At 62.4% G+C, this 14,976-nt stretch carries 16 protein-coding genes and 1 pseudogene; 10 read left to right on the forward strand and 7 right to left on the reverse strand.

Going from position 1 to position 14,976, the window contains the following annotated elements:
* Nucleotides 1-46 precede the first annotated feature (46 nt).
* Nucleotides 47-637 carry a DUF3043 domain-containing protein gene (locus BJ997_RS08505; protein WP_035837112.1) on the reverse strand — a complete coding sequence of 197 codons (591 nt, stop codon included), beginning with the start codon at nucleotides 635-637 and terminating at the stop codon, nucleotides 47-49.
* 38 nt (nucleotides 638-675) lie between these two features.
* Here BJ997_RS08505 and BJ997_RS08510 point away from each other — a divergent pair, with 38 nt between their 5' ends.
* The 5 genes from BJ997_RS08510 to ctaF all read left to right on the forward strand — a co-directional run bounded on the left by BJ997_RS08510 (nucleotide 676) and on the right by ctaF (nucleotide 5,853).
* Entirely contained in the window at nucleotides 676-2,112 is a 1,437-nt protein-coding gene (locus tag BJ997_RS08510) for a dipeptidase (RefSeq protein WP_035837111.1), read from the forward strand.
* Between the two features lie 155 nt (nucleotides 2,113-2,267).
* A complete protein-coding gene (locus tag BJ997_RS08515; RefSeq protein WP_035837121.1) occupies nucleotides 2,268-2,618 on the forward strand; it encodes a HesB/IscA family protein in 351 nt (116 codons plus the stop codon).
* Between the two features lie 202 nt (nucleotides 2,619-2,820).
* Nucleotides 2,821-3,708: an aa3-type cytochrome oxidase subunit II gene (gene ctaC, locus BJ997_RS08520; RefSeq protein ID WP_035837110.1), complete on the forward strand. Its 888-nt coding sequence runs from the start codon at nucleotides 2,821-2,823 to the stop codon at nucleotides 3,706-3,708.
* A gap of 3 nt (nucleotides 3,709-3,711) precedes the next feature.
* The gene (gene ctaD, locus BJ997_RS08525; RefSeq protein WP_052542334.1) at nucleotides 3,712-5,430 is read left to right on the forward strand and encodes an aa3-type cytochrome oxidase subunit I; all 1,719 of its coding nucleotides are present in this window, start codon (nucleotides 3,712-3,714) and stop codon (nucleotides 5,428-5,430) included.
* Nucleotides 5,431-5,853 (forward strand): aa3-type cytochrome oxidase subunit IV, encoded by a 423-nt coding sequence (gene ctaF / locus BJ997_RS08530; RefSeq protein WP_035837109.1) that lies wholly within the window; start codon nucleotides 5,431-5,433, stop codon nucleotides 5,851-5,853. It begins immediately after the preceding gene.
* Nucleotides 5,854-5,911: 58 nt separating this feature from the next.
* Here the strand turns inward: ctaF and BJ997_RS08535 are convergent, their stop codons facing one another.
* From BJ997_RS08535 to ctaE, 6 genes and pseudogenes are all read right to left on the reverse strand, one after another.
* Complete coding sequence (locus tag BJ997_RS08535) at nucleotides 5,912-6,586, reverse strand: methyltransferase domain-containing protein (protein WP_160175886.1); 675 nt, start codon at nucleotides 6,584-6,586, stop codon at nucleotides 5,912-5,914.
* 33 nt (nucleotides 6,587-6,619) lie between these two features.
* Nucleotides 6,620-6,760 (reverse strand): annotated as a pseudogene (locus tag BJ997_RS22095) (putative RNA methyltransferase); the annotation flags it as partial.
* A 30-nt stretch (nucleotides 6,761-6,790) separates the two neighbouring features.
* Nucleotides 6,791-8,425: a cytochrome bc1 complex cytochrome b subunit gene (gene qcrB, locus BJ997_RS08540; RefSeq protein ID WP_035837107.1), complete on the reverse strand. Its 1,635-nt coding sequence runs from the start codon at nucleotides 8,423-8,425 to the stop codon at nucleotides 6,791-6,793.
* Nucleotides 8,422-9,495 carry a cytochrome bc1 complex Rieske iron-sulfur subunit gene (gene qcrA, locus BJ997_RS08545; protein WP_035837106.1) on the reverse strand — a complete coding sequence of 358 codons (1,074 nt, stop codon included), beginning with the start codon at nucleotides 9,493-9,495 and terminating at the stop codon, nucleotides 8,422-8,424. Before qcrA ends, qcrB begins: the two co-directional genes overlap by 4 nt.
* A 53-nt stretch (nucleotides 9,496-9,548) precedes the next feature.
* Nucleotides 9,549-10,379, reverse strand: a complete 831-nt coding sequence (gene qcrC, locus BJ997_RS08550; protein WP_035837105.1) for a cytochrome bc1 complex diheme cytochrome c subunit — start codon at nucleotides 10,377-10,379, stop codon at nucleotides 9,549-9,551.
* A 24-nt stretch (nucleotides 10,380-10,403) separates the two neighbouring features.
* On the reverse strand, nucleotides 10,404-11,033 hold the full coding sequence (gene ctaE / locus BJ997_RS08555) for an aa3-type cytochrome oxidase subunit III (RefSeq protein ID WP_183323369.1): 630 nt from the start codon (nucleotides 11,031-11,033) through the stop codon (nucleotides 10,404-10,406).
* Between the two features lie 144 nt (nucleotides 11,034-11,177).
* Here ctaE and trpD point away from each other — a divergent pair, with 144 nt between their 5' ends.
* The 5 genes from trpD (at nucleotide 11,178) to BJ997_RS08580 (ending at nucleotide 14,969) form a co-directional block, all read left to right on the forward strand.
* Nucleotides 11,178-12,233, forward strand: coding sequence for an anthranilate phosphoribosyltransferase (trpD, locus tag BJ997_RS08560; RefSeq protein WP_035837104.1), 1,056 nt, complete (start codon nucleotides 11,178-11,180; stop codon nucleotides 12,231-12,233).
* A 79-nt stretch (nucleotides 12,234-12,312) separates the two neighbouring features.
* The gene (gene dhaK / locus BJ997_RS08565; protein WP_035837118.1) at nucleotides 12,313-13,314 is read left to right on the forward strand and encodes a dihydroxyacetone kinase subunit DhaK; all 1,002 of its coding nucleotides are present in this window, start codon (nucleotides 12,313-12,315) and stop codon (nucleotides 13,312-13,314) included.
* 3 nt (nucleotides 13,315-13,317) lie between these two features.
* Entirely contained in the window at nucleotides 13,318-13,956 is a 639-nt protein-coding gene (gene dhaL, locus BJ997_RS08570) for a dihydroxyacetone kinase subunit DhaL (RefSeq protein ID WP_035837103.1), read from the forward strand.
* Nucleotides 13,953-14,675 carry a dihydroxyacetone kinase phosphoryl donor subunit DhaM gene (gene dhaM / locus BJ997_RS08575; RefSeq protein ID WP_035837102.1) on the forward strand — a complete coding sequence of 241 codons (723 nt, stop codon included), beginning with the start codon at nucleotides 13,953-13,955 and terminating at the stop codon, nucleotides 14,673-14,675. The genes dhaL and dhaM overlap by 4 nt, the downstream gene beginning before the upstream one ends.
* A gap of 42 nt (nucleotides 14,676-14,717) precedes the next feature.
* Entirely contained in the window at nucleotides 14,718-14,969 is a 252-nt protein-coding gene (locus tag BJ997_RS08580) for a hypothetical protein (RefSeq protein WP_183323371.1), read from the forward strand.
* Nucleotides 14,970-14,976 lie beyond the last annotated feature (7 nt).

The raw sequence follows: 14,976 nt of genomic DNA on the forward strand, positions 1-14,976 counted from the left end.
GACCCCAGCCCGTCGGGGCGTGGTCCGGCTCGTCGAGCGGGACCTACTAGGCCGGGTATTTTCCGCGCTTAACCTGAGGCTTCGGAAGGCGCATCGGTCGAAGCTGCAGGGCACGCATCGCCGAGTACCAGCGAACCTTCTCGACCTTGTCGGCACCGAATTTGGCTTCGATCTTCTTCGTGACGATGAAGCCCAAAATGACGCAGTCCACGATGGCCACGATGAAGAAGGCCCAGAGGGCGATGATGCCGTACGTAGCGATCGACGGAATGGTCGAGAGCAGGATGACGAGGAACATCACCGGAATCATGAGCTCGCCCACGTTGAACCGAGCATCCACGTAGTCGCGCACGTAGCGCTTCTGGGGGCCCCGCTCGCGCAGCGGAAGGTACTTGTCTTCGCCGTTGGCCATCCCGATGCGGGCGCGGTCTCGAGTCACCCGTGACTTGGCGCGAGCCTGCTGCGCCGCAAGCTTCCGGTCGTCCGGAACGAGCGGACGCTTGTTGGCAGCTTCCTGGCTCCGGCGCGTTGGAGTGGGCTGGCCTTTCCCGGCGGAAGTGCCGTTCAGGCGCGCTGCGGTCTCCGCAGCGCTTTCGATCGACGGCTGTGCGTCGGGGTTTACTGGTTGCTTAGCCACATCAAATCCTTGCAATTGGGTGCCTTAAGATTACCCGTATGACGGATAACTCACTGACAAATGCTGTGGAGACACAGGTAGACCCGACAGAGAACGACGATTCTGCGGTGCGTGTGGCGGTCGAACGCGGCCTTCCCTCGACCATCGCGGAGCTGTGTGCCCTCGTGCGGATTCCCTCCGTGGCCTGGTCGGCATTCGACAGGGCAACTGTGCTGCAGAGTGCTGAAGCCGTCGCACAGCTGGCACGCGATCTCCAGGTTTTCGACTCGGTCCAGATCAAGCAGGCGGGAATTCCCGGGGGCGACGAACTGGGCCAACCCGCTGTTCTCGCCACACGTGCCGCCCGAAACGGCCGGCCGACCGTGCTGCTCTACGCCCACCACGACGTGCAGCCTCCCGGTTTGGACGGCGACTGGGACTCCCCGCCATTCGAACCCACGGTTCGAGGTGATCGCCTGTACGGCCGCGGCGCGGCCGACGACAAGGCCGGTGTCATGGCGCACATAGCGTCGATCCGTGCCCTCGTCGAAGCGGCCGGAAGTGATTTCGAACTCGGGCTGGCCCTGTTCATTGAGGGAGAAGAGGAATTCGGCAGTCGCTCCTTCGCCACATTCCTGGACGAGAACAGAGATGCCCTCCGCGGCGACGTCATCGTCGTCGCCGACTCAAACAACTGGGACGTTTCCACGCCGGCGCTGACAACTGGGCTGCGCGGAAACGTGACGCTTCGCCTCGAGGTTCGCACGCTTGATCATGCGTCGCACTCTGGAATGTTCGGGGGAGCAGTCCCTGATGCCATGATGGCCACCATCACGCTGCTGGCCACCCTCTACAATTCGGACGGCTCCGTCGCCGTGGCCGGTCTCACCAGCCACCCCGGCCAGACGCCCGACTACTCCGAGGAGCAGTTGCGCGCGGAAACCGGGCTGCTCGACGGCGTGTCGCCCATCGGACACGGCTCCATCCTGAGCCGAATTTGGTCTCAACCGGCCATCACTGTGACCGGCATCGACGCCCCGTCGGTGGACAACGCGTCTAACACTCTGTCGCCCTGCATCACGGTACGCCTCAGCTGCCGGATCGCTCCGGGCCAGAAGGCCGACGAGGCAGCGGCAGCGCTCGAAGCGCATCTTCGTTCGCACGCCCCCTTCGGGGCGCACATCGACATCTCGGACGTGGATTGCGGTGAGCCTTTCCTGGTTGAAACGACGGGCTGGGCAGTCGCCGAAGCCCGGAAGGCGATGAACGACGCGTGGGGAGTCGCCCCCGTCGACATCGGTGTGGGAGGCTCAATTCCTTTCATCTCCGATCTGGTGCGGGTCTTTCCCGAGGCTCAGATCCTTGTCACTGGGGTGGAGGACCCGGATTCCAGGGCGCACAGTCCCAACGAGTCGCTGCATCTCGGAGTCTTCAAGCGAGCCGTCCTCTCTGAATCGCTGCTTTTGGCCCGTCTCAATCGCCGCACGGGGCACTAGCGGTAAACAAAACCCCGAGCTGGGAATGTCCCCGGGCCCACCAGCGTTCAGCGAGGTAGAATTGACCCTGAATTCTTCAGTGCGCGAGTCACTCGCGCACGACACCTTTAGACCGCCGCACCACGCGAGCACCAAGGAGAACCATGACTGACACCATGACCGACACGACCAGCACCGCAGCCCATGGTGTTGGCCTCAGCGATGTCGCTGCCGCCAAGGTTCGCAGCCTTCTCGCGCAGGAGGGCCGCGAGGACCTGCGCCTGCGTGTAGCGGTGCAGCCTGGCGGATGCTCCGGCTTGATCTACCAGCTTTACTTCGACGAACGAGTCCTCGAGGGTGACGCCGTCGTGGATTTCGATGGAGTGGGTGTCGTTGTCGACAAAATGAGTGTTCCGTACCTTGACGGTGCCAACATCAATTTCGAAGACACCATCGAGAAGCAGGGCTTCACCATCGACAACCCCAATGCGGGTGGCAGCTGCGCCTGTGGGGATTCATTCAGCTAACTGAATATCTGCGACATTCGGGAGATCATCCACGTGTGGATGATCTCCTTTCGCGTTATCCCGAGGCTCTCACCCGGCTCCGAGCACATTGGAAGTCGACTTGCCCCGAGGCGTGCACGGAAGACCGCCTCCCGCGGAGTAGGCTAGGAATCGGTCAAAGCACTTCCTGAGAAGTGTCCTCGAATCTCCCGAAAGGTCCCCGGTGCGCATTAACCACCGTCTCCGATGGGCTGCATTTCCGCTTGCAGCGACGCTAGTCATTGTTCTCGCCGGCTGCACGCAGGCCCAGCTACATGGCTATCTCCCCGGTTTTGAAGAAGGTCAACCGGCGGTGACTAACCAGACCGAACGCGTGGCCGGTCTATGGACCACGTCGTGGATCGTGCTCCTCATCGTCGGCATCATCACGTGGGGGCTCATCCTGTGGGCCGTGATCGTCTACCGACGACGCAAGGGACAGACCGGACTTCCTGTGCAGCTCCGCTACAACATGCCGATCGAGATTTTCTACACGATCGTGCCCCTCATTCTTGTCGTCGGATTCTTCGCCTTCACCGTTCGGGACCAGATCGCCATTGAATCGCGGTTTGAAAACCCTGACGTCACCATTGAGGTGCAGGCCAAACAGTGGGCCTGGGACTTCAACTATGTGAACGAAGACGTCTACTCCGCAGGTGTTCAGGCGCAGGCCGACCCGGACGGCGAACCTGGCGCACGACTCGAGGACGAACTGCCGACCCTCGTGCTGCCGGTGAACCAGAAGGTCGAGTTCAAGCTCGAATCTCGCGACGTCATCCACTCCTTCTGGATCATTGACTTCCTGTACAAGAAGGACATCATTCCCGGAAAGACCAACTACATGTCGGTCATCCCGGAGCGCATCGGCACCTACGCCGGAAAGTGTGCGGAACTGTGCGGCGAGTACCACTCGCTCATGCTCTTCAACACAAAGGTTGTCTCCCAGGCGGACTATGACGCGTACATCCAGTCGCTCCGTGCCGCCGGAAACACCGGTCAGATCGACAACGACTTCAACCGCCAACAAAACCTGCCGGGCACCGGCGCACCCACGGCTCAGGAGGGCAAGTAGGCCATGAGCACGACCATCACACGAATGGAGACCCCGGTCTCCGATTCCGCGGAACGCAAGGGCAACGTCCTCGTCAAGTGGATTACGTCCACTGACCACAAGGTGATCGGGTACATGTACCTGATTACCTCGTTCATCTACTTCTGCATCGGTGGCGTCATGGCGCTCATCATCCGGGCGCAGTTGTTCGCGCCAGGCCTCGAAGTTGTGCAGACCAAAGAGCAGTACAACCAGCTCTTCACCATGCACGGCACGATCATGCTGCTCATGTTCGCGACCCCGCTGTTCTTCGGATTCGCCAACTTCCTCGTGCCCCTCCAAATCGGAGCTCCCGACGTTGCCTTCCCGCGCCTGAACGCCCTGGCTTACTGGTTCTTCAACTTCGGAAGCCTCATCGCCGTAGCCGGCTTCCTGACCCCGCAGGGCGCGGCCTCGTTCGGCTGGTTCGCCTACCAACCGCTGGCGAGTACGACGTTCTCGCCGGGCGTCGGTGGAAACCTCTGGATGGTCGGGCTCGGCCTATCCGGTTTCGGAACCATCCTCGGTTCCGTCAACTTCATCACCACGATCATCACGATGCGTGCTCCGGGCATGACGATGTGGCGTATGCCGGTGTTCACCTGGAACTCCCTCATCACCGCCCTTCTCGCGCTCATGGTCTTCCCTGTCCTTGCCGCGGCTATGCTGGCCGCAGCTTCGGACCGTATCTTCGGTTCGCACATCTACGACCCTGCGAACGGTGGAGCGATCCTCTGGCAACACCTGTTCTGGTTCTTCGGCCACCCCGAGGTCTACATCATTGCCTTGCCGTTCTTCGGCATCGTCTCCGAGGTTTTCCCGGTCTTCAGCCGCAAGCCCATGTTCGGTTACAAGACGCTCATCTACGCCACCATTTCCATCGCGGCCCTGTCCGTGTCGGTGTGGGCTCACCACATGTACGTGACCGGCTCGGTACTTCTGCCGTTCTTCTCGCTCATGACTATGCTGATCGCAGTTCCCACTGGAGTGAAGATCTTCAACTGGATCGGCACCATGTGGCGAGGGTCAGTAACGTTCGAAACCCCGATGCTCTGGGCCCTCGGCTTCCTGGTGACCTTCACCTTCGGTGGACTGACCGGCGTTATTCTGGCCTCTCCTCCGCTCGACTTTCACGTCTCCGACACGTACTTCGTCGTTGCACACTTCCACTACGTGATCTTCGGTACCGTCGTATTCGCGATGTTCAGTGGCTTCTACTTCTGGTGGCCGAAATTCACCGGAAAGATGCTCAACGAAAGCTTGGGCAAGTGGCACTTCTGGTTGCTGTTCATCGGCTTCCACACGACCTTCCTCATCCAGCATTGGCTCGGAGTCGTGGGCATGCCTCGCCGGTACGCGACGTACTCTCCTGACGATGGGTTCACCTGGATGAACCAGGTGTCCACGGTCGGAGCCATGATCCTCGCCGTCTCGATGATCCCGTTCTTCCTGAACGTCTACATCACCGCCCGCAAGGCACCCAAGGTCACGGTCAACGACCCCTGGGGTTATGGATCGTCACTCGAGTGGGCCACGTCCTGCCCGCCGCCGCGTCACAACTTCACGTCCATCCCGCGCATTCGCTCGGAGCGACCGGCGTTTGATCTGAATCACCCGGAGGCCGGACTTCCCGTCGGCATCGGTGCGATCAAGGACGCGCCCGATTCCCCGACCTATGACGCCACATCGAACAAGGTGAAGTAAATGAGAACCAATGCACGCCTCTTCTGGGGCCTGGCCGTGTTCTTCGCCGTGGTGACAGTGATCTACGTCGCGTGGAGTCTGCTGGATCCCATGCACGCGGCCATCGAGTGGGCTGGCACGTTCATGTTGGCCCTGAGCGCGCTTCTTGCAGCCTTCATCGGTTTCTACCTGGGCAAGGTCTACACCGCACAGGGTGGGGAAGCCCCCGAGGACCGGCTGGACGGCAACATCGATGATGGCGACCCCGAGGCTGGATTCTTCAGCCCGTGGAGCTGGTGGCCCATCGTGCTCGCCGCCGCCGCAGCGCTTGTGTTCCTGGGGCTCGCCGTGGGCTTCTGGGTCGCGTACATCGGCCTCGCCTTTGGACTCATCGGCCTGGTCGGCTGGGTCTACGAGTACTACCGAGGCCTGTTCGCCCGCTAAGAGACACCGCATAGAAATACTGCCGACCTTCACTTCGAAGGTCGGCAGTTTTTTGTGTTCACGGCGTGTTGTCTCGCCGCCGGAAGCTGAAGAGATCGAACGCCGCAGTCACCGCGCGAAGAGCGGGCGTGCCCGCTGTGGCCGGGGCAGTGCCCACGGCGCCTGAGTGGTGCGCTGACGGCCCCATTCCGATCAGAGCGGCGACGGCTGGGGCCGGAAGGTTCAGCTGCTCAGACAGCCCCTGACGGGATTCCAGAGTGAAGTGTGCTGCGAGCCCCCCGGTGAGGTGCTGTGCCTTATCCGGCTGAATATCGAGGGCTAGGCCCGCCTTACGGAGTTCCTGAAGGTGTTCCTGTTGTGGAACCACGACCAGCAGGAGCCCTCCCTGACGAAGCACCCGGTGGAACTCGGCAGCGTTGCGGGGAGCGAAGACATTGAGGATGACGTTTGCCGCGCCGTCGCGGATGGGCAGCAGGGACCACACATCAGCCACGAGACCATCTATGCGGTCCGATGATCGCGCAGCGCGTGAAACGGCTGCGGGGGAGAGGTCCATGCCCAGGGCACGCGCGCTGTCGCCCACAGCAGCCAGAGCGCCGCGGAGGTAGTAGCCGGTGCCGCAACCGACATCGAGGATCCGCTCTGGATGCTCGGCGGCGACGGTGAGTGCGACGGTGCGCTCAAGGGCCTCGTACCAACCGGCTGACTGGAAGTTGTCGCGCGCGTCGAGCATGACGGCACTGTCACCGATGAATTTACGCGCACCGGGAAGCATCGTTGCGTACCCGCGTTTGTTGACGTCAAAGGAGTGCCCAGTCGGGCACGTGAATGTCAGGCCTTCGCCGACACCGAGGGGGAGAGAACAGTTCGGGCACCGAAGCCACTCCGATAGCGTCTGGAGTGACATCGATGCCCGATCTGGCTGGAGTTGAACTTCCTACTTCTCGGTGATCTCCGTCTGGTGATCTCCGTGAGCCTGACTAAGTTCGGCCTGGCTCACCGGCGTGATCCGGTCTTCGAAGAACCACCTGGACAAGCCGGCACGCACCTTCTCGACCACGGTGATCTTGCCCTGAGCGTTCGGGCGGGTCATGAGCGGCTTGAAGTCGTTGTAGCTGACCAGCTTCCAGCGCTCATACTCGTCCACCGGCTGGTGAACTTCGATGAACTCGCCACCAGGAAGCCGAACAATACGGCCAGACTCGTACCCGTGAAGCACGATCTCGCGATCCTTCTTCATGAGAGCGAGACACACTCGCTTCGTGATGAAGTACGCGACAACCGGACCCAGGATGGTGATCGCCTGGAGGGAGTGAATGACGCCCTCCATCGTGACGCGGAAGTGCGTCGCAATGATGTCTGACGACGCTGCGGCCCACAGTCCGGCGTAGAACGTGACACCGGCTGCGCCGATCGCGGTACGGGTCGGGGCGTTGCGCGGACGGTCGAGCACGTGGTGCTCACGCTTGTCTCCGGTGATCCACGCTTCGATAAACGGGTAGATCAGTACCAAAACGATGAAGATTCCGATAACGACCAGCGGCACCAGGATGTTCAGGGAGTACGTGTGGTTGAGCCAGACGAACTCCCACCCCGGCGGAATAAGGCGGAGAGCACCATCGGCAAAACCGATATACCAGTCCGGCTGGGTACCGGCCGAAACCGGTGAGGGGTCATACGGACCGTAGTTCCAGATGGGGTTGATCGTGAACAGCGAGGCGATCAGCATCACGACGCCGAAGACGATGAAGAAGAAACCACCGGCCTTGGCCGCGTAGACCGGAAGCACTGGATAACCGACAACGTTCTGGTTGGTGTGTCCAGCGGACGGGTACTGGGTGTGCTTGTGGACGACGACAAACAGGAGGTGCATCGCGATCAAAGCCACGATGATGGCCGGCAGGATCAGGATATGCAGTGAATACAGCCGCCCGACAATGTCGACTCCGGGGAACTCTCCGCCGAAGAGCAGGAAGGAGATCCACGTGCCTGCTACGGGTATGCCCTTGATGATGCCGTCGATGATACGGAGGCCGTTGCCGGACAGCAGGTCATCGGGGAGGGAGTAGCCCGTGAAGCCCTCGGCCATCGCCAGGATGAAGAGGATGAAACCGATCACCCAGTTCAGCTCGCGCGGCTTGCGGAATGCTCCCGTGAAGTAGATGCGCAACATGTGCAGGCCGATGGCCGCCACGAACAGCAATGCCGCCCAGTGGTGAACCTGACGCATCAGGAGCCCGCCACGGATGTCGAAGGATATGTCGAGGGAAGAGGCCATGGCCGCCGACATCTCAATGCCCTTCAGTGGCGCGTACGAACCTTCATAGTCCACGGGAACCATGGACGCCTGGAAGAAGAAGGTGAGGAACGAACCGGAAAGCAGGATGATGACAAAGCTGTATAGCGCCACCTCGCCGAGCAGGAAGGACCAGTGGTCAGGAAAAATCTTCCGACCGAGCTCCTTGACCGCACCGGAAATGCTCGTGCGTTCGTCGATGTAGTTAGCTGCTGAAGCGGTGAAGCCGGATGACTTCTTGACCTCGGCGTTTTTGCGGGTGTCTAACGAGGTCATTTACGCTCCCAGAAGCTCGGACCGACCGGTTCAGTGAAATCGCTCTGCGCGATGAGGTAACCTTCGGCGTCGACGGTGATGGGCAACTGCGGCAGGGCACGCTTGGCCGGGCCGAAGATGACCTCACAGTGGTTCGTGACGTCGAATTGTGATTGATGGCACGGGCACAACAGGTGGTGCGTCTGCTGCTCATACAGGGCAACGGGGCAGCCGACGTGGGTGCAGATCTTGGAGTATGCGACGATGCCCTGGTAGGACCAGCCTGCTCGCTCCGGGGTCTCGATCAGGAGGTCCGGATTGAGGCGCATCAGAAGCACGGCCGCCTTGGCCTTTTCCTCCAGACGACCGTGGCCCATCTCGGCCAGGCCTTCAGGGATCACGTGGAAAGACGAGCCGAGGGTGAGGTCGGCGGCCTTGATCGGAGTTCCGCTGGGGTCCAGCGCCAGGCGCGTTCCCTTTTTCCACATGGTCTCGTTGAGCAGGGCCACCGGATCCAGGTCCTGCGGGCCGAGGCCGCGGAAAAGCACAACCGCGGGAAGCGGGAAAGCGATGAGGGCACCGATGAGACTATTGCGGATGAGCGTGCGACGGCCGAAGCCGGACTCGTCGTTGGCCTGCTGGAAAACCTCTACGGCCCGAGCTCGTACCTCGTCCGTGCCACGAACCGGGTGGCGTTCGTCGACGCCCTCGTGGTCAGACATCAGGGCCTTGCCCCAGTGAACGGCACCGATGCCCAGCGCGAGCAGGGCTAGCGAGAGTCCAAGACCGATGAAGAGGTTGTTGAGTCGAACGGAGCCCGGGTCCTCGGCAGAGATCGGGAACGCCATGTACGCTGCGATGGCGAACACGCTGCCGACGATCGAGAGGTAGAAGAGCGTGTAGACAGCTCGCTCGGCCTTGCGCTCTTCCTTGGGATTGAGATCCGTGATGCGGGGGCGGTGCGGCGGGAACCCCGGGTTCTCTAGCGCATTCCGCACGACGACGCCGGTACCTGCAGACGTATCCGCACGCACGACGCTCGACGAGGCGGCGGCGGTTTCGTGCTCCGCGCCGTTATCGTCCTTGGCCATTGTTCTCCTTCTTACCAGCTGTCAATGTAATGCTGTGTCGCACGAGAAACCGATCAGTTCGACTTGGCTGTGATCCACACGGTCAGGGCCACAATGGTACCCAGTCCGAAGATCCAGATGAACAGACCTTCCGCAACGGGACCCAGAGATCCAAGGGCAAGTCCGCCCGGTGACGGGTTGTTCTCGACGTACTTGAGGTACGTGATGATGTCGCGCTTGCCCTCGGCCGACACGTTCATGTCGTTGAACACGGGCATGTTCTGCGGGCCGGTGACCATGGCCTCGTAGATGTGTGCCGCGGAGACATTCTTGATGGCGGGGGCAAACTTGCCCTCCGTCAAGGCTCCACCCGCGCCGGCCACGTTGTGGCACATCGCACAGTTGATGCGGAACAGCTCGGCTCCGTTGGCGGCATCGCCGGCTCCGTCAAGCACTTCGCCGGTGGGAATGGCCGGACCTGGTGCGAGGGAGGCAACGTACGCCGCAAGGGCTGCCGTCTGCTCCTCGGTGAACTGAACGGGCTTCTTCTGCGCCTGCGGGCCCTGCATCTGCATGGGCATGCGTCCGGTCCCGACCTGGAAGTCGACCGAGGCCGCGCCGACGCCGATGAGGCTGGGAGCTTCGCTGGAACCTTCGAGATCGAGGCCATGACAGGTTGCGCAGTTGGCAGCAAACAGCTTCTCACCCTCGGTGATGGTCTGCTGCGAAGTGGCGTCAGATTGTGCGGTCGCCGAGTTCGTGCTGAGTGCTGCATAGCCTGCGCCCGTGAAGAGCAGTCCGATGGCAATTAGTGCGACGCTGGCCAGGGGATGACGTCGACCGGTCTTGCGCTGCTTCTTGGCCTTGCGCGGCTGGGAAGCTGGGGTGGTGGTATTCGTGCTCATGCTGAAGGTGTCCGCTCCTGATTCTTATTTAAGAACGTAGACGACCAGGAAAAGCCCGATCCAGACGACGTCGACGAAGTGCCAGTAGTAGGAGACCACGATGGCGCTGGTCGCTTCCTTATGGCCGAAGTTCTTGACCGCGAACCCGCGACCAATGATGAGCAGGAACGCGATCAATCCCGCCGTCACGTGAATTCCGTGGAATCCGGTCGTGATGTAGAAGGCGGAGCCGTAAGCGTTCGAGCTGAGCGAGATGCCTTCGGATACGAGAGTCGCGTACTCGAAAATCTGACCGGTCACGAAGATCGCGCCGAGCGCATAGGTGAGGAAGAACCACTCCACCATGCCCCACTCGCTGAGCTTCCAGCCTGTTGAGCGTGCTTGCAGTCGTTCTGCCGCAAACACGCCGAACTGGCACGTCACGGACGAGGTCACCAAGATGAGCGTATTGATCAACGCAAAGGTGAAGTTGTGCTTATCAGCCTCGAAGAGCCACAGCTCAGGGGAGGTAGATCGAAGGGTGAAATAGATGGCGAAGAGTCCCGCGAAGAACATCACCTCGCTACCCAGCCACACAATGGTGCCCACAGCCACGCTGTTAGGCCGGTTCACAACGGGCGCATTGGCCGTCTGAGTAATTGAGGTGCTGGTCACCCCTCCATTATGGCCGATATCCGCACAGCTTTTTCTCAATCGGGCATGCGAGTCGATATTTTCTCGGGGTTAGGCTCCCCTTAAACAGGGGCCCCTGCCCGCGTGGATACGGGGAAGAACGGGCATTTCGCTAGGATTGGCGACATGCTCGAATCGCAGTCCTGGCCAAATATTCTTTCCGCCCTTCTTGACGGCGAAGACCTGAGCGTTGCTGATGCCGCCTGGTGCATGGAGCAGGTCATGGTGGGGGCGGCAACACCGGCGCAGCTGGCGGCCTTTCTGGTTGCCCTCCGGGCCAAGGGGGAGACGGTGGATGAGATCGTCGGATTCCGCGATGCGATCCTGGACCACGCGATTCCGCTCGATGTCGATGCCATGGGACTGGACATCGTGGGGACCGGCGGCGACAGGTTCGGCACCGTGAACATTTCGACGATGGCGTCCATCGTCTGCGCCGCAGTGGGTGTTCCCGTCGTCAAGCACGGCAACAGGGCCGCCAGCTCAGCATCCGGGTCATCGGACGTTCTCGCGGCGCTCGGGATCGACCTCGGTCTCCCTGCGGGACGGGTCGCCGAGATTCTGCGATCAACGGGTATCACCTTTGCCTACGCCGCGGCATTCCACCCGGGTTTCGGAAACGCGGCCGGCGTGCGCAAAGACCTCGGCATCCCGACGGTCTTCAACTATCTGGGGCCGCTGTGCAACCCGGCCCGGCCGGAGGCATCCGCCGTGGGCGTGGCGAGCCTTGACCGCGTGCCGCTGTTCGTCGGCGTCTTCCGGACGCGTGGGGCGACGGCGCTGGTCTTCCGCGGCGATGATGGCCTGGATGAACTCACCACGACCGGCCACAGCCACGTGTGGGAGGTTTCTCGCGGTCTCGTGACGGAGCACGACATCGACCCACGCGACCTGGGGATCAAGCGTTCCCAAATGAGTGATCTCGTAGGCGGGGATGCCGAGCACAATGCGGGTGTGGTGCACTCCGTGCTGGCCGGGGACGTCGGCCCCATTCGCGACATAGTTCTGCTCAACGCCGCCGCCGGTCTGGTGGCATTCGACCTCGCCAACGATCCGTCCCAGGTTCAAGTGGCGATCCTCGACCGCTTCCGCAGCAAACTGCTCGTCGCGGCGGACGCGATCGACTCGGGGGCGGGCGCCGCGAAACTCGAGGAATGGGTCACGGCCACCCGCATGGCATAACAGGCGGCGTATGTTGGGCATGGCGCCGCCGCTCTAGGCCGTCAGGTCTGCACGCTTCCCCCTGAGAGATTGGATGACCATGAAGAAACTCATCAACGATCCGAAGAATGTTGTGACTGAGGCTGTGGCGGGCTTTGAAGCCGCGCACTCAGACCTGATTCGCGTGTCACAGGAGCCGCTTTTCATCGTGCGCAAGGACGCGCCGGTGCGAGGGAAGGTCGGTATCGTCAGCGGCGGCGGCAGCGGGCATGAGCCCCTGCACGGGGGCTTCGTGGGAATCGGAATGCTCGACGCAGCCGTCCCCGGACCGGTGTTCACATCGCCGACCCCCGACCCCATCCTTGCCGCGACCAAGGCCGTCGACGGAGGCGCGGGCGTGCTGCACATCGTCAAGAATTACACGGGCGACGTGCTCAACTTTGAGACGGCGGCGGATCTCGCGTCGCTCGACGACATCGAGGTGCGAACCGTCATCACCAACGACGATGTCGCGGTCAAAGATTCGCTGTACACCGCGGGACGACGAGGCGTGGCTGGCACGGTGCTCGTGGAAAAGATCGCTGGAGCGGCCGCTGAGCTCGGGGGTGACTTGCAGGCCGTGACCGCCGTGGCCGAGAAGGTCAACGCTCGAGTTCGGTCGATGGGCGTCGCCCTCACACCGTGTGTGGTGCCGCACGCCGGGGAGCCGAGTTTCGTGCTCGCCGAAGACGAGATTGAGATCGGTATCGGAATCCATGGCGAGCCGGGCCGGTCGCGCATCCCTCTGGAGCCTGCGGACGCCGTCGTCGATCGACTTCTCCAACCGATACTCGAGGACCTTCCGCCTGCGTCCGGTGACCGCGTGTTGTTGTTCGTGAACGGCATGGGTGGGACGCCCCAGATCGAGCTGTACATTTTGTTCCGGCGCGCGGCAGAGGTGCTCACAGGAATGGGAGTCGTCGTCGCCCGTTCACTCGTGGGCAACTACACCACGAGCCTGGACATGCAGGGCGCTTCGATCTCAGTGCTTCAGCTCGATGACGAGCTCATCACGCTCTGGGACGCGCCGGTGCAGACCTCTGCGCTGCGGTGGGGAAGGTAGCGCATGCCACTGACCGGGGCATGGGCGACAGCCTGGATGACACTGAGTGCGCAGGTGGTCTCTGCGCGCCGCGCTGAGCTGAACACCCTGGATCGTGACATCGGTGATGGTGACCACGGTGAAAACATGGACCGCGGGTTCGAAGCCGTCGCAGGCAAGCTCGACACTCTGCCTGCGGAGGCGAGTCCAGCCGACGTGCTCAAGCTCGTGGCAACAACGCTCATCAGCACCGTCGGCGGCGCGTCAGGTCCGCTGTACGGGACGGCCTTCCTGAAGGCAGCGATCGCGGTCGGGGGTCTGGATCGCCTCGATCCGCAGGCGCTCGTGGCCCTACTGACGGCCGCACGCGACGGGATCGTCCTTCGGGGCAAGGCCGAGCTCGGCGACAAGACCATGGTGGACGCGTGGACGCCGGCGGTCATCGCCGCGGCCGCTGTGCAGAAAGACGGCGGGGATGTTGTTGCGTTACTGCGGGCGGCCGCCGAGGCCGCCGACCGCGGCGCGGTCGCAACCGAGCCGCTCGTGGCCCGCAAGGGGCGGGCCAGCTATCTGGGGGAGCGCGCACGGGGTCATCGCGATCCGGGGGCGGAGTCGACACGTCTGCTGCTGCGGGCCGCCGCCGACGCTGCGGACGTCTCATGACGACAAGCACACCTGGTGTGGGCATCGTTTTTGTGTCCCATAGCTCGAAAATCGCGGAAGGGCTCGTTGACCTGGCGCGACAAATGGCCGGGTCCGTGCCGCTTATGCCCGCAGGGGGAACAGATGACGAGGGGATCGGCACCAGTTTTGGCCGCGTGAGTGAGGCGATCGTCGCGGCCGACGGGGGCTCCGGCGTCGTCGTGCTGTGCGACCTCGGTTCCGCCATCCTGACTGCGGAAACTGCCGTGGATTTTCTGGACGAAGCCGTGCGGGCACGCGTTCGCATTGTTGACGCACCGCTGATCGAGGGAGGGGTCGCTGCGGCCGTCGCCGCACAGTCCGGGGGAGATCTGGACACTGTCGTGGCCGCGGCACGTTCCGCCCTCGGCCCTACGGTGCCCGGAACACGATCAGTCGCACCGGGCGTGCCGGGGGAGCCACCCGTGGTGACACGCAGCGTGACGCTCGTGAATCGAGACGGACTGCACGCACGGCCGGCCGCGGAGTTCGTGACGCTCGCGAGCACGTTTCGGGCTCACGTGACGGTGAACGGTACCGATGCGACCAGCTTGCTGGGGATCATGTCCCTGGGCCTGAGCCAGGGCATGACGGCCGAGATCTCGTGCTCGGGCAGCCAGGCTGAGGCGGCGGCGATGGCTCTCGCTGGACTCCTGGAATCCGGATTCGGCGAATCCGACGCTGGGGAAAATACGCTATAGCACAGTCTGTTGGTCCTGTCGAATTCGGCGTAGGGTAAACGCATGGTCGAACAGATGGAACCCGACAGAGGCGACGCACGCCTCCGGACCCTTGCCCAGGAATTGGGAGACAAGGCCTGCCCCGTGTGTGCCCGCCCGATGCGTGAACACTTCATCGATCACTCGACCAGGAACGCTGTGCTGAATTGCCCCGTTCCCCACCCCGGGGCCTGGGACAGGGACGCCTTCGAGCCCGTCAACGAGCTCGGAATGGTGATCCACGCGAGGCCGAATTCCACGCCATCCACACCCTGATTCACAC

Source organism: Cryobacterium roopkundense (genome assembly GCF_014200405.1).
GTDB classification, from domain to species: domain Bacteria; phylum Actinomycetota; class Actinomycetes; order Actinomycetales; family Microbacteriaceae; genus Cryobacterium; species Cryobacterium roopkundense.

Excerpts from the sequence above, each read along its gene's own strand:
- dhaL (WP_035837103.1), top strand. The coding sequence starts at position 13,318 with ATGCCACTGACCGGGGCATGGGCGACAGCCTGGATGACACTGAGTGCG.
- BJ997_RS08510 (WP_035837111.1), top strand. The coding sequence starts at position 676 with ATGACGGATAACTCACTGACAAATGCTGTGGAGACACAGGTAGACCCG.
- BJ997_RS08580 (WP_183323371.1), top strand. The coding sequence starts at position 14,718 with ATGGTCGAACAGATGGAACCCGACAGAGGCGACGCACGCCTCCGGACC.
- ctaF (WP_035837109.1), top strand. The coding sequence starts at position 5,431 with ATGAGAACCAATGCACGCCTCTTCTGGGGCCTGGCCGTGTTCTTCGCC.
- qcrA (WP_035837106.1), bottom strand. The coding sequence starts at position 9,495 with ATGGCCAAGGACGATAACGGCGCGGAGCACGAAACCGCCGCCGCCTCG.
- qcrC (WP_035837105.1), bottom strand. The coding sequence starts at position 10,379 with ATGAGCACGAATACCACCACCCCAGCTTCCCAGCCGCGCAAGGCCAAG.
- ctaD (WP_052542334.1), top strand. The coding sequence starts at position 3,712 with ATGAGCACGACCATCACACGAATGGAGACCCCGGTCTCCGATTCCGCG.
- BJ997_RS08515 (WP_035837121.1), top strand. The coding sequence starts at position 2,268 with ATGACCGACACGACCAGCACCGCAGCCCATGGTGTTGGCCTCAGCGAT.
- dhaK (WP_035837118.1), top strand. The coding sequence starts at position 12,313 with ATGAAGAAACTCATCAACGATCCGAAGAATGTTGTGACTGAGGCTGTG.
- trpD (WP_035837104.1), top strand. The coding sequence starts at position 11,178 with ATGCTCGAATCGCAGTCCTGGCCAAATATTCTTTCCGCCCTTCTTGAC.
- dhaM (WP_035837102.1), top strand. The coding sequence starts at position 13,953 with ATGACGACAAGCACACCTGGTGTGGGCATCGTTTTTGTGTCCCATAGC.
- BJ997_RS08535 (WP_160175886.1), bottom strand. The coding sequence starts at position 6,586 with ATGCTCGACGCGCGCGACAACTTCCAGTCAGCCGGTTGGTACGAGGCC.
- qcrB (WP_035837107.1), bottom strand. The coding sequence starts at position 8,425 with ATGACCTCGTTAGACACCCGCAAAAACGCCGAGGTCAAGAAGTCATCC.